Annotated in this window: 23 protein-coding genes; 10 read left to right on the top strand and 13 right to left on the bottom strand. The window is 67.5% G+C overall.

The features are described 5' to 3' along the window. Positions 1 to 15: 15 nt before the first annotated feature. The 5 genes from DFO63_RS11160 to DFO63_RS11140 form a co-directional block, all read right to left on the bottom strand. Positions 16 to 861: an epimerase gene (locus tag DFO63_RS11160; protein ID WP_182474418.1), complete on the bottom strand. Its 846-nt coding sequence runs from the start codon at positions 859 to 861 to the stop codon at positions 16 to 18. Between the two features lie 35 nt (positions 862 to 896). Beyond that, complete coding sequence (panE, locus tag DFO63_RS11155; RefSeq protein WP_101766286.1) at positions 897 to 1,835, bottom strand: 2-dehydropantoate 2-reductase; 939 nt, start codon at positions 1,833 to 1,835, stop codon at positions 897 to 899. A gap of 297 nt (positions 1,836 to 2,132) precedes the next feature. Then, positions 2,133 to 2,900 (bottom strand): hypothetical protein, encoded by a 768-nt coding sequence (locus tag DFO63_RS11150; protein ID WP_119006912.1) that lies wholly within the window; start codon positions 2,898 to 2,900, stop codon positions 2,133 to 2,135. Positions 2,901 to 3,072: 172 nt separating this feature from the next. Then, positions 3,073 to 3,864 (bottom strand): ABC transporter permease, encoded by a 792-nt coding sequence (locus DFO63_RS11145; RefSeq protein WP_049443488.1) that lies wholly within the window; start codon positions 3,862 to 3,864, stop codon positions 3,073 to 3,075. Next, a complete protein-coding gene (locus DFO63_RS11140) occupies positions 3,861 to 4,829 on the bottom strand; it encodes an ABC transporter ATP-binding protein (protein ID WP_075675879.1) in 969 nt (322 codons plus the stop codon). Before DFO63_RS11140 ends, DFO63_RS11145 begins: the two co-directional genes overlap by 4 nt. 84 nt (positions 4,830 to 4,913) lie before the next feature. Here DFO63_RS11140 and DFO63_RS11135 point away from each other — a divergent pair, with 84 nt between their 5' ends. Next, positions 4,914 to 5,663 (top strand): ferredoxin--NADP reductase, encoded by a 750-nt coding sequence (locus DFO63_RS11135; protein ID WP_101766284.1) that lies wholly within the window; start codon positions 4,914 to 4,916, stop codon positions 5,661 to 5,663. Between the two features lie 75 nt (positions 5,664 to 5,738). Here the strand turns inward: DFO63_RS11135 and DFO63_RS11130 are convergent, their stop codons facing one another. The 3 genes from DFO63_RS11130 to DFO63_RS11120 all read right to left on the bottom strand — a co-directional run bounded on the left by DFO63_RS11130 (position 5,739) and on the right by DFO63_RS11120 (position 8,984). After that, positions 5,739 to 6,914 (bottom strand): lytic polysaccharide monooxygenase, encoded by a 1,176-nt coding sequence (locus DFO63_RS11130; RefSeq protein ID WP_014038895.1) that lies wholly within the window; start codon positions 6,912 to 6,914, stop codon positions 5,739 to 5,741. A 178-nt stretch (positions 6,915 to 7,092) separates the two neighbouring features. Continuing rightward, the gene (locus tag DFO63_RS11125; RefSeq protein ID WP_101766283.1) at positions 7,093 to 8,265 is read right to left on the bottom strand and encodes a lytic polysaccharide monooxygenase; all 1,173 of its coding nucleotides are present in this window, start codon (positions 8,263 to 8,265) and stop codon (positions 7,093 to 7,095) included. Between the two features lie 233 nt (positions 8,266 to 8,498). Beyond that, positions 8,499 to 8,984 (bottom strand): DUF1203 domain-containing protein, encoded by a 486-nt coding sequence (locus DFO63_RS11120; RefSeq protein ID WP_049442826.1) that lies wholly within the window; start codon positions 8,982 to 8,984, stop codon positions 8,499 to 8,501. 155 nt (positions 8,985 to 9,139) lie between these two features. Here DFO63_RS11120 and DFO63_RS11115 point away from each other — a divergent pair, with 155 nt between their 5' ends. The 4 genes from DFO63_RS11115 (at position 9,140) to DFO63_RS11100 (ending at position 13,861) form a co-directional block, all read left to right on the top strand. Next, positions 9,140 to 10,342, top strand: coding sequence for a GGDEF domain-containing protein (locus DFO63_RS11115; protein ID WP_049442827.1), 1,203 nt, complete (start codon positions 9,140 to 9,142; stop codon positions 10,340 to 10,342). Between the two features lie 68 nt (positions 10,343 to 10,410). Beyond that, entirely contained in the window at positions 10,411 to 11,937 is a 1,527-nt protein-coding gene (locus tag DFO63_RS11110; protein ID WP_119006911.1) for an alpha/beta fold hydrolase, read from the top strand. After that, the gene (locus tag DFO63_RS11105; RefSeq protein WP_014038890.1) at positions 11,934 to 12,680 is read left to right on the top strand and encodes an ATP-binding cassette domain-containing protein; all 747 of its coding nucleotides are present in this window, start codon (positions 11,934 to 11,936) and stop codon (positions 12,678 to 12,680) included. The genes DFO63_RS11110 and DFO63_RS11105 overlap by 4 nt, the downstream gene beginning before the upstream one ends. Then, positions 12,677 to 13,861, top strand: a complete 1,185-nt coding sequence (locus DFO63_RS11100; protein WP_014038889.1) for an ABC transporter permease — start codon at positions 12,677 to 12,679, stop codon at positions 13,859 to 13,861. The genes DFO63_RS11105 and DFO63_RS11100 overlap by 4 nt, the downstream gene beginning before the upstream one ends. Before the next feature lie 22 nt (positions 13,862 to 13,883). On the opposite strand, the gene DFO63_RS11095 is transcribed toward DFO63_RS11100, so the two are convergent. Together DFO63_RS11095 and DFO63_RS11090 are read right to left on the bottom strand one after the other, a co-directional pair. Continuing rightward, positions 13,884 to 14,594, bottom strand: a complete 711-nt coding sequence (locus tag DFO63_RS11095) for a transposase (RefSeq protein ID WP_119006910.1) — start codon at positions 14,592 to 14,594, stop codon at positions 13,884 to 13,886. Positions 14,595 to 14,693: 99 nt separating this feature from the next. Further along, positions 14,694 to 15,491, bottom strand: coding sequence for a helix-turn-helix transcriptional regulator (locus DFO63_RS11090; protein WP_049442830.1), 798 nt, complete (start codon positions 15,489 to 15,491; stop codon positions 14,694 to 14,696). Positions 15,492 to 15,569: 78 nt separating this feature from the next. Here DFO63_RS11090 and DFO63_RS11085 point away from each other — a divergent pair, with 78 nt between their 5' ends. Next, a complete protein-coding gene (locus DFO63_RS11085) occupies positions 15,570 to 15,824 on the top strand; it encodes a hypothetical protein (protein ID WP_049442831.1) in 255 nt (84 codons plus the stop codon). Positions 15,825 to 15,907: 83 nt separating this feature from the next. On the opposite strand, the gene DFO63_RS11080 is transcribed toward DFO63_RS11085, so the two are convergent. Next, positions 15,908 to 16,921, bottom strand: a complete 1,014-nt coding sequence (locus DFO63_RS11080) for an energy transducer TonB (RefSeq protein WP_049442832.1) — start codon at positions 16,919 to 16,921, stop codon at positions 15,908 to 15,910. 199 nt (positions 16,922 to 17,120) lie between these two features. After that, on the bottom strand, positions 17,121 to 17,741 hold the full coding sequence (locus DFO63_RS11075; RefSeq protein WP_014038884.1) for a TIGR00645 family protein: 621 nt from the start codon (positions 17,739 to 17,741) through the stop codon (positions 17,121 to 17,123). A gap of 112 nt (positions 17,742 to 17,853) precedes the next feature. Between DFO63_RS11075 and DFO63_RS11070 the strand changes: the two genes are divergently transcribed. The 4 genes from DFO63_RS11070 to DFO63_RS11055 all read left to right on the top strand — a co-directional run bounded on the left by DFO63_RS11070 (position 17,854) and on the right by DFO63_RS11055 (position 23,339). Further along, entirely contained in the window at positions 17,854 to 18,543 is a 690-nt protein-coding gene (locus tag DFO63_RS11070) for a glutathione binding-like protein (protein ID WP_049442833.1), read from the top strand. 162 nt (positions 18,544 to 18,705) lie between these two features. Then, entirely contained in the window at positions 18,706 to 20,931 is a 2,226-nt protein-coding gene (locus DFO63_RS11065) for a DPP IV N-terminal domain-containing protein (RefSeq protein WP_119006909.1), read from the top strand. A 25-nt stretch (positions 20,932 to 20,956) separates the two neighbouring features. Next, positions 20,957 to 21,472, top strand: coding sequence for a cytochrome c oxidase assembly factor Coa1 family protein (locus DFO63_RS11060; protein ID WP_101766276.1), 516 nt, complete (start codon positions 20,957 to 20,959; stop codon positions 21,470 to 21,472). Positions 21,473 to 21,539: 67 nt separating this feature from the next. Then, a complete protein-coding gene (locus tag DFO63_RS11055; protein WP_119006908.1) occupies positions 21,540 to 23,339 on the top strand; it encodes a DUF885 domain-containing protein in 1,800 nt (599 codons plus the stop codon). Positions 23,340 to 23,444: 105 nt separating this feature from the next. Here the strand turns inward: DFO63_RS11055 and DFO63_RS11050 are convergent, their stop codons facing one another. Further along, positions 23,445 to 23,909 (bottom strand): hypothetical protein, encoded by a 465-nt coding sequence (locus tag DFO63_RS11050; protein WP_014038879.1) that lies wholly within the window; start codon positions 23,907 to 23,909, stop codon positions 23,445 to 23,447. Positions 23,910 to 23,940 lie beyond the last annotated feature (31 nt).

Here is a 23,940-nt window from a genome sequence, read left to right as displayed (position 1 = left end):
GGCCAGCGGCCGGCACTACCGGAGCAGGTCGCGCAGGCCCTCACGGTAGCTGGGGAAGCGCAGCTGCCACCCCAGTGCTTCACGCGTGCCGCGACTGTCGATGCGCTTGTTGCTCTCGTAGAAGCGGCGCAGCGTCTGGCTCAGTGCAGGGTCGTCCCAGGCCACGGCAGGTGGCATCGCAAAGCCGCCCAGCTGCGCGGCGAAGGCCAGTACCTCCTTCGGCGGTGCCGGCTCGTCATCGGCCGGCAGATACAGCCCATCCACGCACGGCCGCTGCATCGACGCGATAACGACCGTCGCCAGGTCATCCACGTGCAGTCGGTTGAACACCAGGCCAGGGCGAACTACGTGGCGTGCGCGGCCCTGTGCCAGCTGCAGCAGCGCATTGCGCCCCGGCCCATACAGGCCGGGCAGGCGGAACAGCGCCGATGCGATGCCGCGTTCTTCAGCAAGCGCACGCCATTGTGCTTCGGCCCGCAGGCGCCGCACGCCGGCTGCCTCAGTGGCATCGGCTGCACTGCGCTCGTCGACCCAGCCGCCAGCGCGGTCGGCATACACCGAGGTGGATGACAGATAGCCCACCCAGCGCAATGCCGGGCTGGCCTGCAGCGCGGGCAACAACAGGCGCAGTGCCGGGTCACCCTCGGCATCGGGCGGCACGCTGCACAGCACGGCCTCGGCCTGCGCGATCTCATCGAGAAGGGTAGGCGATGGCGTGGCATCGGCACGCAGCGCGTGGCGACGCAGACCATCGCGTGGTGCCGATGCTGGATCGCGTACGGTGCCGGCGACGTGTACGCCCAATGCCCGCAGATGTTGGGCCAGCACACAGCCGCTCCAGCCCATGCCAAGGATCAGCATCCGCGAGGGCAGCGTGCTGGCCTGCAACGTCTGGCTCACGCGCCGCGCAGTGCCTGGTAGGCCTGCAGGCTGCTGTAGGCGACCTGCAGCAGCAGGGCTTCCTGGTCGGCCTTGCGCGCGCGGGCCAGCATGTCGCCCACGATCTGTTCGGCCTCCACCTGCTGGCCGGCTTCCAGGTCACGCAGCATCGATGCCTTCAGTGCCGAGCCGGCCTGGGTCAGGGTGCCGCGCGCGGTGTCCTGCGCGGCCTCGGGAATCGGTTCACCGGCGGCCTCGGCCACGGCCAGGCATTCGTCGTACAGGCCACGCACGATGGCCTCGCCGTCATCGGTGGCGACGATGGTGCCGATATCCGCGCGCAGCAGGCAGGTGGCGGCGGCCAGGGCGGTCAGGAAGGTGTACTTGATCCATTGCTCCTGGCCGATGTGTTCGCTGGCCAGGTGATCAAGATCGGCCTGCGCACAGACCGCAGCGAAGGCGCGCACGCGTTCGGAGACCGCGCCGCCGTCGCGCTCGCCGAAGGTGAGCTTGGCCGGTTTACCGAGGTGCAGCACCGCACCGTCGGGCGCCTTGGTGGCGCTGATGAAGCACAGGCCGCCAAGCACAGCGTCGCGGCCGAAGCGCGCATCCAGTGCGTTGTAGTGATGCAGGCCGTTGAGGATCGGCAGCACGGTGGTGCCTGCGCCAACGGCTGGGGCAATGGCGTCGATCGAACTGGACAGGTCATAGGCCTTGCAGCTGAGGATGACCAGGTCGAACGGCTTCTGTGCGGCGAGCGCAGGCAGCGCGTCGGCGGTGACGTGCTGCACCGGGAAGCTGGCATCGCCGAGCGGGCTGCGGATGACCAGGCCGTCGCGATCCAGTTGGGCGGCACGTGCGGGGCGCACGAGGAAGGTCACGTCCACGCCGGCCTGGGCCAGGCGACCGCCGAAGTAACCGCCGGTACCGCCGGCGCCGAGGATCAGGATGCGCATTGCACGTTCACCGTTTTCTGGGGAATCAGGATTTCGATTGTGCCGGAGATTGCGGCCAACGGCGGTGCCCCTCGTGGTGGTTCGCGCAGTTGGTTTCATGAGCCGGGTCGTGTGCGCCGGGTTCGCGGGGGACGCCGTGAACCCGTCCATGGGGGCTTAGCCGCGCCATCCCTGGCGCGGATACCCCCGCGAGCCCGGCGCACACGACCCCTGACAGTTTCCGGGTGCGGCCACCACGGAAAGCAGATCAAGAGAGGAAGCGGGTCGCTCGCTGCGCGAGCTCGTGTAGAGCGGTGCTCAGGGCAGCTGTTCGCTGAAGTCTTCGGTGTAGCCCAGCAGCAGGGTAGTGCGGGAGACCAGCGTTGCAGCCAGCTTTGACCAGGTGTCGTGCGTTCCGGCCGCGTAGATGCGTTGCAGGTCCGCGACCAACGCGCTCGCCTCTGCAGGCGACGGTGCGCGGTCGCGCTGGAAGCCGAGCCACGACGCACCGAGTCCGAACAGGCGGTAGTCGTAGTGCTGCTGCAGGTGCCGGATCAGGGCGTGGTTCTGGAAGAGGTCCCAGTCCGCACTGAAGTAGCCATTGGGCAGGGCGGCGATCAGCAGGTCGTCACGTGTCACGGGCACCTGCTGCACGCAGACGACGTCGTCGACGATGAGATCCGGTGTCGCATTGGCGGCGACCAGCGCCTCGATGTCCTCGTCGCTGCACATCAACGTGCCCGCCAGCGCTGTCCACTCCAACCGATGCGTGGAATGCTCGAGCTGCGCGACCACATGCGCCAGCAACCGCTCGCGTGCCGCCAACGCATCTTCCGGCGTCGCCGGGTCTTCGTCCTCGTACAGCGCGATGCGCTCGTTGTCGGACGCATGCATGCTGGTGTAGCGGCACTGGCCGACATCGTCGAGCGTGCACAGGTAGCGATGGCGGGGATCGGCCATGTGCAGCGAGGCCAGGCAATCCAGCACCTCATCCAGCGTGGGCGACTCGCTCAGCAGGACATGGCTGAAGGCATCGATCGGGCCATCCGATACGGCCTTGTCCAACGCAATGGAAGTGATCTTCATCGCCACAGCCTAGCCGTATTCCGAAACGAAAAGAGCCAAGCATTGGCTTGGCTCTACAGGGAACGCTTCATCCACGCATGGCGTGGACCCACCCCGCCAACCCAAGGAATGCCAGCTTTTGACGTTGACGTTGATTCGGCGGGTGCAGGGCCGCAGGCCCTGCAGGCACCCCTCAGCTGCGCATGCCCACGCCGCGACGCAGCAGCCACAGCGCCAGCGCCGTCAGCGCCACCACGAATCCGATCATCAACCCGTAGGCCACCGGCAGCGGCACGTCACTGCTGCCCAGCAGGCCATAGCGGAATGCATTGACCATGTAGAAGATCGGGTTCGCGTGGGTGGCCGCTTCCGCCCAGCCCGGCAGCAGTTGCACCGAATAGAACACGCCACCCAGGTAGGTCAGCGGGGTCAGGATGAAGGTCGGCACGATCGCCACGTCATCGAATTTCTTCGCATACACCGCATTGATGAAACCGGCCAGCGAGAAGATCGTCGCACCCAGGATCACCGTGGTCAGCATCACCAGCGGGTGCGGGATGCGCACCGGGGTGAAGAACATCGCGATGATCAGCACGATCACGCCCACCATCAGGCCGCGCAGCACGGCACCGGCCACGTAGCCCCACAGGATCACCCAGTTCGGCATCGGGCTGACCAGCAGCTCTTCCACGTGGCGGCCGAACTTGGCACCGAAGAACGAGGAACTGATGTTGCCGTAGCTGTTCTGGATCACGCTCATCATCACCAGGCCCGGCACGATGAACTGCATGTAGGTGTAGCCGCCCATGTCACCCACGCGCGACCCGATCAGGTTGCCGAAGATCAGGAAGTACAGGGTCATGGTGATCGCCGGCGGCACCAGGGTCTGGCCCCAGATGCGCATGATGCGGGCGACTTCGCGGCGCACGATGGTCATCAGTGCGATGCGGTTGCGCTGGCCGTCGGTCAGCTCGGTGGTGCTCATGCAGGCTTCTCCAGGTTGCCGGTGAGGCGCACGAACAGCTCCTCCAGGCGGTTGCTCTTGGTACGCATCGAACGCACGCGGATGCCGGACTCGTTGAGCGTGGCGAACACGCGGTTGAGGTCCATCGCGCGCGGCATGTCGATGTCCAGCGTATGCGGGTCCGGCGCGGTCAGCGTCGCGCCTTCGATCACCGGCAGCTGCGCCGGCAGGTCACCATCGATGTCCAGCAGGAAGCCTTCCACGTCCAGCTTGGCCAGCAGCGTGCGCATCGGCCCCTGCTCGACGATCTGGCCATGGTTGATGATCGCCAGGTGGCGGCACAGGTACTCGGCTTCTTCCAGGTAGTGCGTGGTGAGGATGATCGTGGTGCCGGCAGCGTTGATCTCCTTCAGCACGCGCCACATGTCGCGGCGGATCTCGATGTCCACGCCGGCGGTCGGCTCATCCAGGATCAGCAGGCGCGGGCGGGTCATCATCGCGCGGGCGATCATCAGCCGGCGCTTCATGCCGCCGGACAGCGTACGGCTCATCACCTGCGCCTTTTCCCACAGGTGGGCCCGCTTCAGTTCCTCTTCGGCGCGCTGCTCGGCCTCCTCGCGCGGCACGCCGTAGAAGCCGGCGTAGTTCACCAGGATGTCGAAGGGCTTCTCGAACAGGTTGAAGTTGATCTCCTGCGGCACCAGCCCGATCAGGCGCATGGTGGCGCTGCGGTTGCGAACCAGGTCGCTGCCGAACACCTCCACCTTGCCCTCGCTGAGGTTGACCAGGGAGCTGATGATGCCGATCAGGGTCGACTTGCCGGCACCGTTGGGGCCGAGCAGGGCGAAGAAGTCGCCCGGGGCCACTTCCAGGGAAACCCCCTTCAGGGCCTGGGTGCCGTTGTCGTAGGTCTTGCGCAGGTCGCGCACGCGCAGGGCGGGCGCCGTATCGTTCTGGGATGCCAAGCTCGAAGCCTTCGCGCCCATGGGCTGGCGCTGGAGAGGGGCGGGGAGGGGCTATTATAGAAGACCCCGAGGGCTTGCCCCGGCTACACACTGTCCCGAAAAGTCGTGCCTGTTCAATTCCCCCTCAAGCTGGTCGGCTGCCGCATGCTGGCCCCGACCGTCGGCCACTACCAGTTCGTGCGTGACGATGGACAGCCGCTGGATTTCCAGCCCGGCCAGTTCATCCAGGTCCATTTCAGCTACGCCGACGGCACCGAAACCAAGCGCAGCTACTCGCTGGCGACCATCCACGACCACGCGCTGGGCCCGGGCGAGGCGGTGGATATCGCAGTCAGTTTCGTGCCCGGTGGCGCCGCCACCGCGCTGTTCGAGGCGCTGGAGCAGGGCGGCCAGATCAGTGCGTCCGGCCCCTACGGCCGGTTCTGCCTGAATCCCGGTGACCACAACGCCCGTTACCTGCTGATCGCCACCGGCACCGGCGTTACCCCGTACCGCTCGATGCTGCCGCTGCTGGAAAAGGCCATGGCCGAACGCGGCGTGCAGATCGTGCTGCTGCAGGGCGCGCGCAGCCCGGGCGAGCTGCTGTACAGCGAAGACTTCTACAGCTTCGCCGAAAAACACCCGAACTTCCGTTATGTTCCGTGCCTGTCGCGCGAACTGCCGGTCGATCCGCACCCGGACGTACAGCACGGCTACGTGCAGCAGGCGCTGTCCGGCTTCACGCCGGACCCGGCCACCGACATCGCCTACCTGTGCGGCAACCCGGACATGGTCGACGCCTGTGCCGAACTGCTGAAGGCCGCCGGCCTGGGCAATCCGCAGATCCGCCGCGAGAAGTACGTCAGCAGCAAGTAAACCAGGGTAGTGCCGGCCGCTGGCCGGCAACCCCATGAACCGGAGGCGGCATCGCGCCGCCCCCGGTGCCCTGCCTCAGTACGCGATCCAGGCGTCGCGCCAGGCAAAGCCGGTGCCCGGGCGGTAGGCATCGGCGTTGATATTGCACCAGGCGCCTTCCGGGAACGGGCGGCAGGCGTACAGCTTGCCGTCGGTGCCCTTCACCACGGTCTCGCCCGGCTTGTAGCTGCCGAGGCCGGCCGGATACACGAAGTCGAAGTCGCCGCCCGGCGGATCGACCGGATCGATCGGGCCGGGCCCCGGCACCTGGGTTTCCAGCTGGAAGCGGTTGCCCGGCTTCAGGTACACGCGGTTGTCGGTGGCCGACGCGACCGGCGTGATCACGCCGTTCTTCATCACACCCACGCGCGCGTGCTGTGCGCTGGCGTTGACCTTGCGGGCCAGGGCCAGCGGCCACTGCGTTGGGCTGGTCTGGCCGGTCGCCAGCTTGGTTTCCACACGCTCCAGGTCATTGCCGTTGGCATTGAACACGCGCAGGGTCACGGTGCTGTCCACGTCCAGCGCACCATTGGCGGTCACCGCGCCGGCATCCTGCCACTGCGGCGGCGGAACCACGCCACCGCCACCTTCGAAGCGCACGTCCATGCAGGTGTAGAACGCTTCCTGCGAATCCGAGCGCTGCCAGGTGTTGTAGATGATGTGCTGGCCACTGCGCTTGGGCAGCGGGCAGTCCAGCTTGTAGACACCGCCTTCGGACAGCGGCACGTTGCCCAGGGTGCAGAATTCCTGCAGGTCGGCCCAGCGCAGCGGGCTGCCCGGCTGCCAGCCATCACGGGTGACGTAGAACTTCCACTCGCGGGTGGCGTGCGGCGCCGGCGCCCGGAATTCGAAGGTGTAGCGGCCGCGCGAATCGGCGCGGACCGGCGTGGTCGGCCAGTCGCTGCGGTTCAGATCGAGGCCGCGGTACTTGGGGATGCTGGCACTGCACAGTTCGCCATCACGCACCAGGTCGCGGTGGTTGCCATTGGCGTTGCCGTGGGCGATTGCACTCCAGTCATAGAACGGCTGCGCGCCGCCGATGGCCTTGGCCGCGGCACAGGCCGGGTTGGTCGGGTTTTCCGGATTGCCTTCGTGGCACTGCTTCACGCGGCTGAGCGGCTTGGTCATGGTGCCGTGGGCGAAGGCGCTGCCGGACAGGGCCAGGCCGGCAACGACGGACAGAGCGAGGACTGCCCGATGGGACAGGTGCATGCAGGAACTCCTTTGCGAAGTGTGGGAAACCTCGCGCAGTCTTCACATGCAGGCCCGTCGGCAACATCGGATAAGTTCGAATTCGATGACGGCCGTGTTCGATCTGCAACACGGTGCTCACTGTGCCGTTTTGCAGGCAGAAGGCGGTGCACGCTGCACCGCCTCCCGCGTCACCGCCTCAGTACGCGATCCACGCATCGCGCCAGGCCGCACCCACGCCCGGCCGGTACGCCTCGGCGTTGACATTGCACCATGCACCTTCCGGGAACGGGCGGCAGGCGTACAGCTTGCCGTCGCTGCCCTTCACCACGGTCTGGCCCGGCACATAGCTGCCGATGCCCGCCGGGTACACGTGGTCGAAATCACCGCCCGGCGACGGCGTGCCCGGGTCCGGCACCTGGGTGTCGAGCTGGAAGCGGTTGCCGTCCTTCAGGTACACGCGGTTGTCGGTGGCCGAAGCGGAGGGTGCGATCACGCCGTTGTTGAGCACGCCCACGCGCGCGTGCTGGGCACTGGCATTGACCTTGCGGGCCAGCGCCAACGGCCACTGCGTGGCCGCAGTCTGGCCGCTGGCCAAGGTGGTTTCCACGCGTTCGACATCATTGCCGTTGGCGTTGAACACGCGCAGTGCCAGCGTCGTGCCCACCGGCAGCTCGCCGCGTGCGGTGACCGGGCCGGCATCCTGCCACTGCGCAGCGGGCGGGGTGCTGCCGCCGCTTCCTTCAAAGCGCACGTCCATGCAGGTATAGAACGCCTCGGTCGAATCCGAGCGCTGCCAGGTGTTGTAGATCACATGCTGGCCGGTGCGCTGCGGCAACGTGCACTGCAGCTTGTAGGTGCCATCGGCCGACAGTGGTGTATTGCCCAGCGTGCAGAACTCCTGCAGGTCGGCCCAGCGCAGTGGGCTGCCCGGCTGCCAGCCTTCGCGGGTGACGAAGAAGCGCCAGTCGCGCGTGGCGTGTGGTGCGGTCGCCTTGAACACGAAGGTGAACCTGCCATTGGCATCGGCCTGGATCGGCGTGGTCTGCCAGTCACTGCGGTTCACATCCAGCCCGCGGAAGGTCGGGTTGTTGCCGCTGCACAGCTTGCCGTCGGGCACCACGGCCTGATGGTTGCCGTTGGCGTTGGCCTGGTTGATGCCGTTCCAGTCGTAGAACGCCTGCGAACCGCCAATCGCTTTTGCAGCGGCACAGGCCGGGTTGGTCGGGTTCTCGGGATTGCCCTGGAAGCAGGCATAGACACGGCTGACCGGCGTGGTCATGGTGCCGTGGGCGAACGCGCTGCCGGCCAGGCACAGGCCCGCAGCGGCGAACGAGGTGGCCAGCAACAGCGGTGTGGATCGGAATGACATGGCGCATCCTTGTGATCGTCGAAAGGGAACGGTGACCGCAGGAGCTGCGCTGCGCGGCGGACTTCCGGCGGCACCACGGCGAGTATCGAGTCGCGCTGCAGGCGACGGAACTCTCGCAGTACCGATCCGTGACTGCGCATGTGAAGCCCTTCCCGCAGGCTTCACGCAGGGCTGAACGGATGCGCTGGACGTCACGTGACCGGCGTGGCATCGATCACGTCATGGAGATCACGCTACGCAGTCTCGGCACCCACCCGATCTGCCTGGCACGAGAAACAGCCATGCGCCGCGTTGTGCAGCTGGACGAACGCCACCGACGGGTCGGCGAACAGGGCATCCAGGTGGTCCGCCACCTCGGTGCCCGCACAGACCTGGGCACCGCACATCAGCGCGGCGTGGTCATAGGCACGCACCGAAATCATCCGGCGCTGTACATACGGGGGCACTTCGCCCGGCGGCAGGACGCAACGGGTCACGCCGCGCTGCACGAAGATCGGGCCGGCGGCGCGGTACGGCGAATGCAGCGGCAGGTGGACGTGGGACAGCAGGAGCAGTTCGCTGCCAGGTGCGGGATCGCTCAGGCTGATCCGGCAGGGATGGCCGCCATTGGCGCCGGCCCAGCGACGCTGGATGCCGCGCGCGGCGAGCGCGCTGTCGCTCATCTCGAACAGGTGCAGGAACGGGCGGTGGTCGATGCCGCCGAGGTACCACGCGTGCATGGGCGTCTCCTTGGGTTTTCCGCGGATTGTGCGCATGCGCCGGTCGCCATGCTCGCCGTTTTCAGACCCCACACCGGCATCGGGCAGGAGGACGCCACGGGGATCGCGCAACAAGGCGCTAAGATGCGCGCGCCGCCCCGGCCGACGAGCGCCGCATGTCCCTGGATTTCCCCACCATCACCGTGCTTGGCTTCCTGCTCTGCATCGGCATTGCCGTGGGGTTCTCGCTGTTGCTGGTCGTACTGCGCGGGCAACCGGTGCTGCGGCAGTGGACCATCAGCCTGTGGCTGCTGACCCTGGGGGTGACCCTGCTGGCCTTGCGGCCCTACCTGCCACTGGTCCCGGCGGTACTGGCCGGCAATGCAGCGATGGCCGGCTGCGGGCTGATGATGCTGCGCGGCGTAGCCCTGCATCTGGAGCAGCCGTTGCCGCTGTGGCGGCCGTTGCTGATGGCGGCCGCGTTCATGGCCTGCATCTTCGCGTTCCTGGTGCTGTGGCCGAACCTGGCCCTGCGCCTGCAGGTGTTCAGCGTGTTCGCACTGATTGTCGATGGCTGGATCGCCGGGTTGCTGCTGCGGCATGCGCCGCCCCAGCAGCGCACCAGCTGCCGCCTGGCCGCCACCGTGTTCCTGGCGGAGGCCGCTCTCTATGGGGGGCGCCTGTTCCTGCCGGTGGCACCGGATGCCGGGGAGGACATTATGCGCACTGGCTCGCCGATGTTCGCCACGTACATCGCCGGGGTGATGCTGGAACTGGCCCGTTGCTTTGCGATGGTGCTGCTGCTGGTCGAGCGCATGCTGGTCGACCTGCGCCATGCCGCCCGTACCGATGGCCTGACCGGCCTGCTCAACCGCAGCGCGGTGCTGGCCGACGGCCAGGCGCAACTGCTGAAGCTACGCCGGCAGCGCCGCCCGCTGGTGCTGCTGCTGATCGACGTGGACCACTTCAAGAAGATCAATGATCGGTGGGGCCACCTGGCGGGCGACCAGGTGCTGCGCCATTTTTCGGCGACGCTGCAGCACTGCGTGCAGGGCCACGAGCACCTGCTGGGCCGTTACGGCGGCGAAGAGTTCGTGCTGGTGCTGGCCGGAAGCACGCGCGACGATGCGGTGGAGCGGGCCGCCGCGATCCGCGCACGCCTGCAACAGCGGCCGGCAGTGCTGGCCGAGGGACGGGTGCCGGTCACCGCCAGCGTCGGTCTTGCGATGGATGCAGGGCAGGGCGATCTGTCGACCCTGCTGGCCGCCGCCGATGCCGCCCTGTACCGGGCCAAGGCCGAGGGGCGGGACCGCCTGGTCTGTGCGCCGTCGGCGGCGGATTCGTCATTGCCCATCGCCGTTGGCGCGCTGCCCGTGTAAGTTGGGTCACATCTTCCGCGGCAGCCCGTCGTGGTCGACAGGAACGTCCTCCAGGGGAAACGAGCACGATGCAAAGACACCACCTCGCGCTGGCCGGGATGCTGGCCAGCCTGATGATTGCCGGGTGCAGCCAGCCACCGCCGGCCGACGCCGGAAATGCCAGTGATGCACCCAGCCGTCGTTTCGGCACGATCGACTTCCAGCCCTGCACGCTGTCCACCGAAGGCGCCAGCGCCAACGTGGAGGCGCAGTGCGCCACCCTGCAGGTACCGGAGGACCGGGCCCAGCCCGATGGCCGCCGGATCGGCCTGCGCATTGCCTGGCTGGAATCGGGCAGCAGTGGTGCCAGCCAGCCCGACCCGGTGTTCTTCCTGGCCGGCGGCCCCGGCCAGGCGGCCAGCGAGGTGGCGGTCATCGTCGATACCGCGCTGCGCCAGGTGCGCAAGCAGCGCGACGTGTTCCTGATCGACCAGCGCGGCACCGGCGGCTCCAACCCGCTCAGCTGCCTGGGCGCGGACGGCAAGCCGCTGCAGATGGACGAGGATGCAGCGCCTTCAGAGGCATCGCTGCGCGACTACGCCCAGCGCTGCGCGGCGTCGCTGCAGGGGCGTGCCGACGCGCGCTTCTACACCACCACCGAGGCCATCGCCGATCTGGACGCGGTGCGTGGTGCGCTTGGCGTGGATCAGGTCAACCTGGTCGGCGGCTCCTACGGCACCCGTGTGGCCCAGCGCTATGCCGGCGCCTATCCGCAGCACACCCGCAGCATCGTCATCGATGGCGTGGTGCCGAACGAGCTGGTGGTCGGTGGTGACTTCGCGACCACGTTCGAGGATGCGATCGCCCTGCAGTCGGCGCAGTGCCGCAAGGACGCCGCGTGCAGCAAGCGTTTCCCGGCCGATACCCGCGCGCAGCTGCGCAGCGTGGTCGATACCCTGCGCCGTGCACCGGTCTCGGTCGAATATCGCGATCCGGGTACCAACGCACCGCGGCAGGATGTCCTGACGCCGGACAGCGTGGTCGGCCTGGCCTTCGCCTTCTCTTACGTGCCGCAGTATTCCTCGCTGCTGCCACTGGTGCTGGATGAGGCCGCACACGGTCGCTACGCACCGCTGGCATCGCTGGCGCGGGGCGCGAACCGCAGCATGGATTTCCAGATCAACCGCGGCATGCAGTGGTCGGTGATCTGCAGCGAGGATGCACCGCGCTACCACGCGCCGGCCGAGGACCCCGAGCGGCTGTTCGGCAACGAAGTCGCCAGTGCCTTCTTCGCGGCCTGCCCGGTGTGGCCGCACCGTCCGGCGCCGGCAAGCGATGCCGTGCCGCTGCGCAGCGACGTGCCGGCACTGCTGCTGTCCGGTGAACTGGACCCGGTGACGCCGCCGCGCTACGCCGCACAGGTGCTCAAGGGCCTGCCCAATGGCCGTGCGCTGGTCGCCCGTGGCCAGGGCCATGGCACGTTGACCGCCGGCTGCATGCCGCGCCTGCTCGGCCAGTTCATCGACAAGACCGATGCCAAGGCACTGGATGCCGGCTGCCTGGACACGCTGAGCTACGTGCCGGCGTTCACCTCGTTCAACGGATGGGAACCATGATCGTCGCCGACAACCTGCACAAGGCCTTCGATACCCGCACGGGCCGCATCCAGGCGGTCGCCAACGTCGGCTTCCGCGCCGGGGATGGGCGGATCACCGGCCTGCTCGGCCCCAACGGTGCCGGCAAGACCACCACCATGCGCATGCTCTACACGCTGATGACGCCCGATCAGGGCAGCATCACCGTCGATGGCATCGATGCGGCGCGCAATCCGGTGGAGGTGCGTCGCCACCTCGGCGTGCTGCCTGATGCGCGTGGCGTCTACAAGCGCCTGACCGCGCGCGAGAACATCGCCTATTTCGGCGAGCTGCATGGCCTGTCGGCCGAGCGCATCCGCGAACGCATCGAGGTGCTGTCGCACGCGCTGGACATGGGCGACATCCTCGACCGGCAGACCGATGGCTTCTCGCAGGGCCAGCGCACCAAGACCGCGATTGCCCGCGCGCTGGTGCACGACCCGCGCAACGTCATCCTCGACGAACCGACCAACGGCCTGGATGTGATGACCACGCGCGCGCTGCGCCGCTTCCTGCTGGGCCTGCGCGAAGAGGGGCGCTGCGTGATCCTGTCCAGCCACATCATGCAGGAGGTGGGTGCGTTGTGTGACCACATCGTGATCATCGCCAAGGGCACGGTGATGGCTGCCGGCAGCGCCGACGAGCTGCGTGCGCAGGCCGGTGAAGCCAACCTGGAAGATGCGTTCGTGAAACTGATCGGCAGCGAAGAGGGCCTGCACGCATGAGCATGATGTCGACCCTGATGACGGTGATGCGCAAGGAACTGCGCGACCTGTCGCGTGACCGCCGCACGCTGCTGCTGACCCTGCTGTTCGGGCCGCTGCTTTACCCGGTGCTGCTGCTGGGCATGGGCAAGCTGGCCGAGAGCCGGGTGCGCACCCAGATCGAAGAGCCGTTGCAGATTCCGACCATCGGCGCGGAGAACGCACCGAACCTGGTGCGCTTCCTCGCCGCACAGGGCCTCAATGCCGCACCGGCACCGAAGGACCTGGCCGAGGCCATCCGCACCCAGGACATCGATGTGGCGCTGCGCATCAGCGATGACTTCGGCAAGGACTGGGCCGATGGCAAGCCGGCACTGGTGGAGGTGATCAAGGACAGCACGCGGCGCGCTGCCGAAGTGCCTGGCGCACGCCTGGAAGCGGCGCTGGCCACCTACAACGGCCAGGTCGGTGCACTGCGCCTGATGGCGCGCGGCATCGATGCACAGGTGGCACGCCCGCTGGACGTGGCACGCCAGGACCTGGCCAGTGCCGAGGCCAAGCGCGGCATGATCCTGTCGATGCTGCTGCCGGTACTGCTGACGCTGACCTCGTTCATCGGTGGCGCCTACCTGGTGATGGACGCTACCGCCGGCGAGCGCGAGCGGCAGTCGCTGGAACCACTGCTGGCCACGCCGGGCTCGCGCAGCGCGATCGTCAGCGGCAAGATCGCCGCCGCCTGCGTGGTCGGTTTCGTATCGCTGCTGCTGACTCTGGTCGCGTTCAAGGTGAGCGCGCAGATCGCGCCCGGCAACATCGGCCGACAGTTCAACATGAACGTCGGCTCGATGCTGCAGATGCTGCTGGTGATGTTGCCGATGCTGCTGATCGGCACCTCGCTGCTGACCTTCCTGTCGGCCGCGGCCAAGAGCATGAAGGAAGCGCAGAGCCACATGACCTGGCTGATGCTGTTGCCGATGCTGCCCGGCTATGCACTGGTGGCCTATCCGCTGAAGAGCGAGATGTGGCAGTACGCCGTGCCGTTCCTGTCGCAGAACCAGATGCTGCTGAAGGTGATCCGCCACGAGACGATCACCCCGGCGGTCTGGGCGATCTACCTGGGCGCCAGCCTCGGCCTGGCCGCGGTGCTGTGGTTCGCCGCCGTGCGCCGCTACCACAACGAGCGCCTGGCGATCTCCGGCTGACCCGAAAAGGGGACGGAGGGGATTAAGTCGTTTCTGCCTCCCCCGTCCCCTCCTTGCGCGGGCGCCCTCGTTTGCGTATCGCCACAGGGCGCCCCAGCGTCTGCTCCACCATCCGCAGGAATGCAGCGTCCCCCATCGGGCGTTGCCTGGCGCTGTGGTTGCGGATTGCGGGCAGGTCTGCGGATGCATTCACATCGCGCAGGAATTCGGCATACAACGTCGTCCTCTGCCGAGCGGTTCCTGCAAGCGCCTTGAACGCGGGGTGCAGGGTCAGCATTGGATCATTCCGTCGTTGAAGGTTGCCGTGCACGCTGGACCACGGGTGATCTTCGGCGCTCATAGCAATCCCGGCGCGAACCGGATTGCGTTCGATGTAGCGGTATACGCTGAGAAGATAAGCATCGCTGTCGATCATCGAGGAATGGAAGCGCCCCTGCCACAGAGGCCCACTGCGTCCGTGCCGCTGGTTGAAGGCCTGCACGTAGTTGTTGCCCTGCATGCGCATTGCGCCCGCCAGTCCCTGCTGTGTGGAAGGCGTGGCCAGCAGGTGGATGTGGTTGCCCATCAGTACATAGGCGTGCAGTGCGACGTGGTGCTTCAGGAATGCGCTGTGCAGCAGATGCAGGAACAGTTGGCGATCGATGTCGTCGATAAAGATCGCACCTTTGTTCACACCGCGCTGGATCACGTGATAGGCCTGGCCTGCCAGCATCAGGCGTGCTTGTCGGGGCATGGGATTCGGAGGCTGAAAGGGGCCTCAGCCTGTCATCGCGGCCGCGGAGCGGGGCATCAGGCAACGCCGCGAAGCAGTGTCGGATGAGTCAAAAGCGACTTAATCCCCTCCGTCCCCTTTTGCGTAGCGCGCGGGCGTCACCCCCATCTCGCGCTTGAACACGGTAATGAAGGCACTGGGCGTGTCGTAGCCCATCGACAGCGTGACGCTGATCACTGGTTCGCCAGACAGCAGACGGGGCAGCGCCAGCAGTACGCGCAGGCGCTGCCGCCACTGGCTCAGCGTCATGTGGGTTTCGGCTTGCCAACGGCGGGCGAGGCTGCGGCTGGACAGGCCGCAGGTGGCTGCCCACGCCTCGACACTGCGGAGGTCATCCGGCGAACGTGCCAGCACCGCCGCGATCCGCCGCAGGCGGCGATCCCGCGGTTGTGGCAGGGCAAGCGGCAGCGGCGTGCTGGCGGTGATCTCATCGGCGATCACGCCGGCCAGGCGTACCTGCGCGGGATCCAGTGCCTGGTGTGGCCAACCCAGTGCGCGCGTCATCGCGGCCTGCAACAGCGCGTTGGGCTGGAAAATGCGCGGCACGGCGGGCAGGTCCAGGCAGGCCCCGGCGCTGAAGTACAGGCTCCAGCCATCGAATCGCTCTGCCCCTACCAACGCGTGGGGCAGTGAGGGCGGAATCCAGGCGACGTGCCCCGCCGGCAGCAGCCAGTGCAGGTCGCCGGCCTCGATCCGCAGCAGGCCCTGGTGCGCGCCCAGCAGCTGGCCGCGGACGTGCTGGTGGCGCGCGGTGCGGCGCCGTCCGGGCACCCGCAGCTGGGCCGCCAGCAGCACTGGCCCGTCGCTGGCGTTGGCCAGTGCCGGGTCGATCAATGCAGTGGATGTCTGATCTGCCATATAAGGTGGCAGTTATACGGCAGAATCGCTATTGCGAGGCGTCCACACTGGAGCTCCCTTCCAATCGAGTACCTCGTCATGCAGCCGCAGGACATCCTTCCCGACCACCAGAACGACGTGCAGGTAAACGGCCTCACCGTGCGCAAGGGCAGCGTCGGTGCCTTCCTCGCCAGCGTCCGTGACTGGCAGGATCCCGCCAGCGATGACGCCACCCGCGCCACCGCCGAAGCCGACCTGCGTGCGCTGCTGCCGGGCCTGCATGCGCTGGGCCTGTTCCAGGTGTTGGCCGCACGCGATCCGGCACTGCAGCGCATGATCGACAGCCTCTCCTGAAACGAACACAGCCCGGACATGCCGGGCCGTGTCGTCATTGCGGGGCGGAAACGACTTAATCCCCTCCGTCCCCTTTTTTGCGGTCAGGTGCCGCCGGGAGCGAATACCAGGGTGCGGCGGGTGGTGACCGGCGCGCTGACCGGCTCGAAGCGCCAGCGCTTGACCGCGTTCATTGCTTCGCGATCGAAGACGCGCGACGGAGTTGCGCGCAGCACGCGGGCGTTGATCACCGAACCGTCGGTGCCGACGGTGATTTCCACCAGTACTTCGCCGGAGGTGCCTGCACGCAGTGCCTCGGACGGATAGCGCGGTGCCGGGGTGCTGACCGGGCGCAGGTTCGGCGCTGCAGCGGCCGCCGGAGCAGCAGCCTGGCGTGCGGCGCTGGCCTGCTGGGCGGCGGCCTGCTGCTGCTTCTGCTCGGCTTCGCGGCGGGCAGCGGCCTGGCGCTCGGCTTCCTGGCGCTCGTTGTCGCGGCGGGCGGCATCCTGCTGGGCGGCGATCTGCTTGGCCGCGTCGGCTTCCTTGGCGCGCTGCTCGGCCAGGCGCTGCTGTTCGGTCTGCTGCTTGCTGCGGTCCTCGGCGTCCTTCTTCGCCTTCTCGGCTTCCGCTTCGGTGCGCTTGGCAGCGTTCTGCACGCCCTTGGCCAGGCCGTCCTTCAGGCGCGGTAGCGCCGGCGCGGACGCATCCACCTTCTCGATCAGCGCCACCAGGCGCTGTGCTTCGGTGTAGTCCTCGCGGCCCAGGTGCTGTTCGGCAGCGATCAGGGTGTAGGGCAGCAGGTCGGTCAGCGCGCTCTTCACCGAGGCGTCGTCCGGGGTCTTGTCGCGCAGGGCGAGGTAGTACTCGATGGCGTTGTCGCCGGCCGGCGCGTACATGCGGTTCTCGCGCAGCGCCTGGCTGGCCGACTCACGCAGCTGCTCGGTGCCCATCGACTGCACCTTGGCGGCGACCACCGGTGCGGCCGGTGCAGCGGCGGTGGGTGCGGCGGCCGGGGCCGGTGCCGCGGATTCTTCCTTGCCCGAGCAGGCGGCCAGCGCCAGTGCCAAAGCAACCGGCAGCCACCGGCGCGCGGCGGTGATCGTTGAGACGTGCGACATCCTGCTCCCCTCTAGAAGACGACGTGACGTAAATCATTGATATGCATGGCCGGGACCTGCGGTCCGGGCGCGGCAGGGTGACGTTTCCCGACGCCACCGCCGGCAACGGCGAGGGTGCAATCTAGCATCCCGGCCACCGCCGCGTACAAGGGGCGGTGGCCGGGAGGGGCAACGGCCACCGCCGTTGCCTGCGACGACCTCAGTGGTCGTGCGCCTTGTCGTGCGACTTGCTGTGGCTGTTGGACATCAGCTTGTCGGTCCAGGCGATGCCGATCGCCGACAGGATGAACACGCAGTGGATGATGGTCTGCCACAGCACGCCTTCCTGGGTCAGCATCGAGCAGCGGGCGACGCCGATGTTGGCTGCGGCCACGCTCATCTGTTCCGGCGTGCACAGCGGAATGCCGCCCAGCGCACCACTGGCGATGAAGGTCTTCAGCAGGTGGATCGAGGAGATGCCGATGATCGCCATCGCCAGCTTCACCTTCAGCACGCTGGCGTTGACGTGGCTCAGCCACTCCGGCTGGTCCGGGTGGCCTTCCAGGCGCAGGCGCGAGACGAAGGTCTCGTAGCCGCCGACGATCACCATCACCAGCAGGTTGGAGATCATCACCACGTCGATCAGGCCCAGCACGATCAGCATGATCTGCTGTTCACCCATCGAGGCGGAATGCGAGATCAGGTGCCACAGTTCCTTGCCGAACAGGAACACGTAGACGCACTGCGCCACGATCAGGCCCAGGTACAGCGGCAGCTGCAGCCAGCGCGAGGCGAAGATCAGCGTGGACAACGGGGAGAGCGGCGGGCGGTTTGCACTCATGCGGGGGATGCTGCGTTTCGGGGGAGAGGCGAGGTTACCGGCCCGCCATGACGGTGCCAACCCAACTCTCGCACTAGACTTCAGGTTCCTTTCCGCACCCCGAGCCGACGCCATGATCGACCTGTATTACTGGCCCACCCCGAACGGCCACAAAGTGACCCTGCTGTTGGAAGAAACCGGCCTGGAATACCGCATCCACCCGGTCAACATCGGCTCGGGCGACCAGTTCAAGCCGGAATTCCTCGCCATTTCGCCCAACAACAAGATGCCGGCCATCGTCGACCAGGCCCCGGCCGATGGCGGCGCCCCGCAGAGCGTGTTCGAGTCCGGCGCGATCCTGCTGTACCTGGCCGAGAAGACCGGCCAGTTCCTGCCCCGCGACCCGCGCGGCCGCGTCACCACCTTGGAGTGGCTGTTCTGGCAGATGGCCGGCCTGGGCCCGATGAGCGGCCAGATGGGGCATTTCAATGTGTATGCGCCGGAAAAGATCCCGTATGCGATCGAGCGCTATGACAACGAAGTGCGCCGCCTGCATGGGGTGATGGACAAGCGCCTGGCCCAGCACGCCTTCCTGGCCGGCGACGAGTACACCATCGCCGACATGGCCAGCTACCCGTGGATCGGCGCCTACGACAAGCTGCCGGTGGATTTCACCGCATTCCCGAACCTCAAGCGCTGGCACGATGCCATCGCCGCACGCCCGGCCACCCAGCGCGCCTATGCGCTGCGCCAGCAGGTGAACCCCAACGCCGGCAAGCCGCTCAGCGACGAAGAGCGCAAGCACCTGTTCGGCCAGCGCTGACCCGTCGCGGGGTCGGATCCCTTTGCAGCGCAAAGGGCTCTGACCCCAGCACCGCGGCATGGGCGGAAGGTCATGCTGCCTTCCTGCACAGGCTTGGTTAGGATGGGGGACGACCGCCCGGCGCCCGCCGCGGGGCGGACCTGCCGTTTGACGGGATCCTCCATGCGCCACCTGTTCGCTTCGCTCGCCCTCATGCTCGCCACCAGTACCGCCGCCCACGCCGAAAAGCTGACCCTGGAAGCCATCACCGGCCCGCTGCCGCTGTCTGGCCCGACCCTGATGAAGCCGAAGGTGGCGCCGGACGGCTCGCAGGTCAGTTTCCTGCGCGGCAAGGACAGCGACCGCAACCAGCTGGACCTGTGGACGTACGACATCGGCAGCGGCCAGACCCGCCTGCTGGTTGATTCCAAGGTGGTGCTGCCCGGCACCGAGACCCTCAGCGACGAGGAAAAGGCCCGCCGCGAGCGCCAGCGCATCGCCGCGATGACCGGCATCGTCGATTACCAGTGGTCGCCGGACGCGCAGCGCCTGCTGTTCCCGTTGGGCGGCGAACTCTACCTGTACGACCTCAAGCAGCAGGGGGCGGCGGCCGTGCGCCAGCTGACCCACGGTGAAGGCTTCGCCACCGACGCCAAGCTGTCGCCGAAGGGCGGCTTCGTCAGCTTCATCCGCGGCCGCAACCTGTGGGTGATCGATCTGGCCAGCGGCAGGCAGCTGCAGCTGACCCGCGACGGCAGCACCACCATCGGCAACGGCGTGGCCGAGTTCGTCGCCGATGAAGAAATGGACCGCCACACGGGCTACTGGTGGGCGCCGGATGATTCGGCCATCGCCTTCGCCCGCATCGACGAGACACCGGTGCCGGTGCAGAAGCGCTACGAGGTCTACGCCGACCGCACCGATGTGATCGAACAGCGTTACCCGGCCGCCGGCGACGCCAACGTACGCGTGCAGCTGGGCGTGATCGCACCGGCTGCCGATGCGCAGCCGCGCTGGGTCGACCTGGGCAAGGAGCAGGACATCTACCTGGCCCGCGTCGATTGGCGCGATGCACAGCACCTGAGCTTCCAGCGCCAGTCGCGCGACCAGAAGCAGCTGGACCTGGTGGAAGTGGCACTCGATTCCAACCGCCAGCGCGTGCTCGCCCACGAGACCAGCCCGACCTGGGTGCCGCTGCACAACAGCCTGCGTTTTCTGGATGACGGCAGCGTGCTGTGGTCGTCCGAGCGCACCGGCTTCCAGCACCTGTACCGCATCGACAGCAAGGGCAAGACCACCGCGCTGACCCGCGGCAACTGGCCGGTGGACGAGCTGCTGGCGGTCGATGAAAAGGCCGGCAAGGCCTACTTCCGTGCCGGCATCGAGAGCTCGCGCGAAAGCCAGATCTACGCGGTGTCGCTACAGGGTGGCGAGCCGCAGCGCCTGTCCAAAGCGCCGGGCATGCACAGCGCCAGCTTCGCCCGCAACGCCAGCGTCTATGTGGACAGCTGGTCCAACAGCACCACGCCGCCGCAGATCGAGCTGTTCCGCGCCAATGGCGAGAAGATCGCTACCCTACTTGAGAACGATCTGGCGGACCCGAAGCATCCGTATGCGCGTTACCGCGATGCGCAGCGCCCGGTCGAGTTCGGCACGTTGATGGCTGCCGACGGCAAGACCCCGCTGAACTACAGCCTGATCAAGCCGGCCGGCTTCGATCCGTCCAAGCGCTACCCGGTGGCCGTGTACGTCTATGGCGGCCCGGCCAGCCAGACCGTCACCGACAGCTGGCCCGGCCGTGGCGACCACCTGTTCAACCAGTACCTGGCCCAGCAGGGCTACGTGGTGTTCTCGCTGGACAACCGTGGTACCCCGCGCCGTGGCCGTGACTTCGGTGGCGCGCTGTATGGCAAGCAGGGCACGGTGGAAGTGACCGACCAGCTGCGTGGCGTGACTTGGCTGAAGCAGCAGCCGTGGGTGGACCCGGCGCGCATCGGCGTGCAGGGCTGGTCCAACGGCGGCTACATGACCCTGATGCTGCTGGCCAAGGCGTCGAACCAGTACGCCTGTGGCGTGGCCGGCGCACCGGTCACCGACTGGGGCCTGTATGACAGCCACTACACCGAACGCTACATGGACCTGCCGGCGCGCAATGAAGCGGGTTACCGCGAAGCGCGCGTGCTGACCCACATCGATGGCCTGCGTTCGCCGTTGCTGCTGATCCACGGCATGGCCGACGACAACGTGCTCTTCACCAACTCGACCAGCCTGATGAGCGCGCTGCAGAAGCGTGCGCAGCCGTTCGAACTGATGACCTATCCGGGTGCCAAGCATGGTCTGTCCGGTGCCGATGCCCTGCATCGCTACCGTGTGGCCGAAGCCTTCCTGGGACGCTGCCTGAAGCCCTGATGGACAAACGGGAAGGAGCCCGCCGATGACCCTGCCACCGCCGATTCCCACCCATGGCCCGAGGCCCGCCGGCTGGTGGTGCCGTCACTGGCGCTGGGCGATGCCGCTGACCGTGCTGTTGGTGCTGGCCGGTGCGGGTGGCGTGGTGGCCTGGAGCGTGCTGCGCTGGAGCGAGGCGGCACGCGAGAGCCCGCCGATGCGCGAAGCGATGCGTCGCGCGGGGTGCAGCATCGAACTGGTGGAAGCCTTCGGCGAGCCGCTGCGCACCGAATCGATGCCGCTGGGCAGCATGCAGACCGCGCTCAACGGCCAGCGCGATGTCGGCCTGACCGTGGCCCTGGAAGGCCCCCGCGCACACGGCCGGTTGTTCGTGAAGGGCACCCGCAGTGACGACGTGTGGGACTACCCGGTGATGTACGTGCTGGGCGAGAACAAGCAGACCTTCGACCTGACCGCACTGGATGACGATGAAGCCGCGCAGGAATGCGAACTGCAGGCCTGCCGCGAACGCGGCGAATGCCCGCTGACCGCGGCGTTGTGACCTCCGGCCGATTGTCGCCACCGCGCTGAGCGCGTAGGGTGCGGGCAACCCTTTGCTGGAGTGTCCCATGAAGCCGATTGCATTGGCCGTTGCCCTGGCCCTGACCGCCGCCCCGTTGCTGTCCGCACCGCCGGCGCTGGCGGCACCCGCCGCCAAGGCCGCCACCCCGGCCAGCCCGGCCTGGGTCGCCCGCAGCAATGCACTGGCGCAGATCCTGCTGGATGCGCAGGGGCCGTTCCAGCCGGAAGAAACCGGCTTCTTCGGCGTGCCCGGCTACGACGACAAGGTGGCCGATCTCGGCCCGGACAACGGCAAGCGCTACCGCGCCGCGATGGCCAAGGCCCGCGACGAACTGAAGGCGAAGCTGGCCACCGAGCAGGATCCCAACGTCCGCCAGGACCTGGAGATCATGATCCACGCCGCCAACCAGAACATCGAAGGCAGCGAGCTCAACGAGAAGTACCTGCTGCCGTGGAGCGATGCGCCGCAGACGGTGTTCAGCGGCCTCAACCTCCTGCTGTCCGACCAGGTGCCGGCCGAGCGCCGGGCCAAGGCGATCGACCGCCTCAAGGCCTATGCCGGCCTGCAGCCGGGCGGCACCGCGTTCACCACGCTGGCCCGCCAGCGCTACGAGGAACGGCTGAAGGACAGCAGCCTGCTGCAGCCGACGAAGATCGAAGTGCAGCAGTCGCTGGACAACGTCGAGACCTATATCACCGGTATCGAGTCGCTGCTGAAGAAGTACCAGATCGCCGGTGCCGACGAGGCGATGAAGACCCTGGCCGGGCAGATGAAGGACTACGCTGCCTGGACCCGGAAGGAGGTGCTGCCGAAGGCGCGTACCGACGCACGGCTGCCGGCGCCGTTGTACGCCTACCAGCTCAAGCAGGTCGGCATCGACATCGACCCGAAGCTGCTGATGCAGCGCGCGCAGCTGGAGTTCATGGAAACCCGCTCGGCGATGCAGCAGCTGGCGCCGCTGGTGGTGAAGGACAAGGGCCTGAAGGTGGCCGACCCGAGCGACCCGGTGGCGGTGATCCGCGCGCTGAAGGCCGACAAGATCGCCGACGACCATCTGGAAGGCCACTACCGCAAGGTGATCGATGCGATCGATCCGCTGATCCGCGAGCACGCCATCGTCGATGTGCCCAAGCGCGCGATGCAGATGCGCCTGGGCTCGGCTGCCGAGAGCGCGGCCAGCCCGGCACCGCATTTCCTGCCGGCGCCGCTGGTCAACAACACCGGGCAGCAGGGCACCTTCGTACTGCCGCTGGGTAACCCGGCGGCGGGCCCGGGCGCGCAGTACGACGACTTCAACTTCGGTGCGGCGGCGTGGACGCTGAGCGCGCATGAAGGCCGCCCCGGCCACGAGCTGCAGTTCACCGCCATGGTCGAGCGCGGCGTGTCGCTGGCACGCACCATGTTCGCGTTCAATTCGGTGAACGTGGAAGGCTGGGCGCTGTATGCCGAAGCCGAGATGGTGCCGTACGAGCCGCTGGACGGGCAGATGATCGCCCTGCAGTTCCGACTGCTGCGCGCCGCACGCGCGATGCTCGACCCGATGCTCAATCTCGGCCTGACCGACCGTGCCAACGGCGAGCGCGTGCTGATGGAGCAGGTCGGCCTGTCCAAGGCGATGGCCACCCAGGAACTGGACCGCTACATGGTGCGAATGCCGGGCCAGGCCGGCAGCTACTTCTACGGCTACACCCGCATCCTGGAACTGCGCATGCAGACCGAGCTGGCACTGGGTGCGAAGTTCGATCGCCTGGCGTTCAACAACTTCCTGCTCGACCAGGGCCTGTTGCCGCCGGACCAGCTGGCCGATGCGGTGAACAAGGTGTTCGTGCCGAAGTACAAGCGCTGAGCATCATCGGGTAGTGCCGGCCGCTGGCCGGCATTCCCTTGGCGCAGGAAGCATTCCTGAGGTTGCCGGCCAGCGGCCGGCACTACCGGCGTTGACCCGGGAGGGTCAACGCTGCGGCTGCGGTGTGATCACCTGCGTCGGCAGCCGTGCCGGGGGGGCCGGGTTCGGTACCCAGATCGCGACGCCGGCGGCGCGTTTCTGCGTGGTCGGAATACCAATGCCGACGCCACCGCCGACATGCGAGCCGAACGTGCCGGCACCCACCGACATGCCCACCGGCGAACCACTGCTGCCCACGCCCATCAGCACCACGCCATTGGCGCCCAGCGCTGCGGCCTCGCGCTTCAGGCGCGCCACCGCCGCATCGGTCTGGCCCTGCGTGCCGAAGCCCACGGCAGACGCCGATTCCAGCTGGGCGATTTCCTGGGAGCCGGCCGGCGGCGTCGAATAGATCTGCACCAGTGCCGGATCGATCGGCGCGCGGGCGCGCCCCAGCATGACCTTGGAGGTGCTGGCACAGCCGGCGGCGACCAGCAGGATGGCCGCCAACGCGGCCCAACGGATGTTCATGGCACGACCCCTGTAGGACTGGTTGCGATCA

The organism is Stenotrophomonas sp. AG209 (assembly GCF_003550055.1).
In the GTDB taxonomy this organism is placed as follows: Bacteria; Pseudomonadota; Gammaproteobacteria; order Xanthomonadales; family Xanthomonadaceae; genus Stenotrophomonas.
This window is presented reverse-complemented; position numbering and strand designations above follow the sequence as displayed.

Coding starts and splice junctions, on each gene's coding strand:
- DFO63_RS11095 (WP_119006910.1), bottom strand. CDS start 14,594: ATGCCCCGACAAGCACGCCTGATGCTGGCAGGCCAGGCCTATCACGTG.
- DFO63_RS11050 (WP_014038879.1), bottom strand. CDS start 23,909: ATGAACATCCGTTGGGCCGCGTTGGCGGCCATCCTGCTGGTCGCCGCC.
- DFO63_RS11150 (WP_119006912.1), bottom strand. CDS start 2,900: ATGAAGATCACTTCCATTGCGTTGGACAAGGCCGTATCGGATGGCCCG.
- DFO63_RS11100 (WP_014038889.1), top strand. CDS start 12,677: ATGAGCATGATGTCGACCCTGATGACGGTGATGCGCAAGGAACTGCGC.
- DFO63_RS11105 (WP_014038890.1), top strand. CDS start 11,934: ATGATCGTCGCCGACAACCTGCACAAGGCCTTCGATACCCGCACGGGC.
- DFO63_RS11070 (WP_049442833.1), top strand. CDS start 17,854: ATGATCGACCTGTATTACTGGCCCACCCCGAACGGCCACAAAGTGACC.
- DFO63_RS11065 (WP_119006909.1), top strand. CDS start 18,706: ATGCGCCACCTGTTCGCTTCGCTCGCCCTCATGCTCGCCACCAGTACC.
- DFO63_RS11120 (WP_049442826.1), bottom strand. CDS start 8,984: ATGCACGCGTGGTACCTCGGCGGCATCGACCACCGCCCGTTCCTGCAC.
- DFO63_RS11080 (WP_049442832.1), bottom strand. CDS start 16,921: ATGTCGCACGTCTCAACGATCACCGCCGCGCGCCGGTGGCTGCCGGTT.
- DFO63_RS11085 (WP_049442831.1), top strand. CDS start 15,570: ATGCAGCCGCAGGACATCCTTCCCGACCACCAGAACGACGTGCAGGTA.
- DFO63_RS11075 (WP_014038884.1), bottom strand. CDS start 17,741: ATGAGTGCAAACCGCCCGCCGCTCTCCCCGTTGTCCACGCTGATCTTC.
- DFO63_RS11090 (WP_049442830.1), bottom strand. CDS start 15,491: ATGGCAGATCAGACATCCACTGCATTGATCGACCCGGCACTGGCCAAC.
- DFO63_RS11055 (WP_119006908.1), top strand. CDS start 21,540: ATGAAGCCGATTGCATTGGCCGTTGCCCTGGCCCTGACCGCCGCCCCG.
- DFO63_RS11125 (WP_101766283.1), bottom strand. CDS start 8,265: ATGTCATTCCGATCCACACCGCTGTTGCTGGCCACCTCGTTCGCCGCT.
- DFO63_RS11140 (WP_075675879.1), bottom strand. CDS start 4,829: ATGGGCGCGAAGGCTTCGAGCTTGGCATCCCAGAACGATACGGCGCCC.
- DFO63_RS11115 (WP_049442827.1), top strand. CDS start 9,140: ATGTCCCTGGATTTCCCCACCATCACCGTGCTTGGCTTCCTGCTCTGC.
- panE (WP_101766286.1), bottom strand. CDS start 1,835: ATGCGCATCCTGATCCTCGGCGCCGGCGGTACCGGCGGTTACTTCGGC.
- DFO63_RS11060 (WP_101766276.1), top strand. CDS start 20,957: ATGACCCTGCCACCGCCGATTCCCACCCATGGCCCGAGGCCCGCCGGC.
- DFO63_RS11130 (WP_014038895.1), bottom strand. CDS start 6,914: ATGCACCTGTCCCATCGGGCAGTCCTCGCTCTGTCCGTCGTTGCCGGC.
- DFO63_RS11110 (WP_119006911.1), top strand. CDS start 10,411: ATGCAAAGACACCACCTCGCGCTGGCCGGGATGCTGGCCAGCCTGATG.
- DFO63_RS11160 (WP_182474418.1), bottom strand. CDS start 861: ATGCTGATCCTTGGCATGGGCTGGAGCGGCTGTGTGCTGGCCCAACAT.
- DFO63_RS11145 (WP_049443488.1), bottom strand. CDS start 3,864: ATGAGCACCACCGAGCTGACCGACGGCCAGCGCAACCGCATCGCACTG.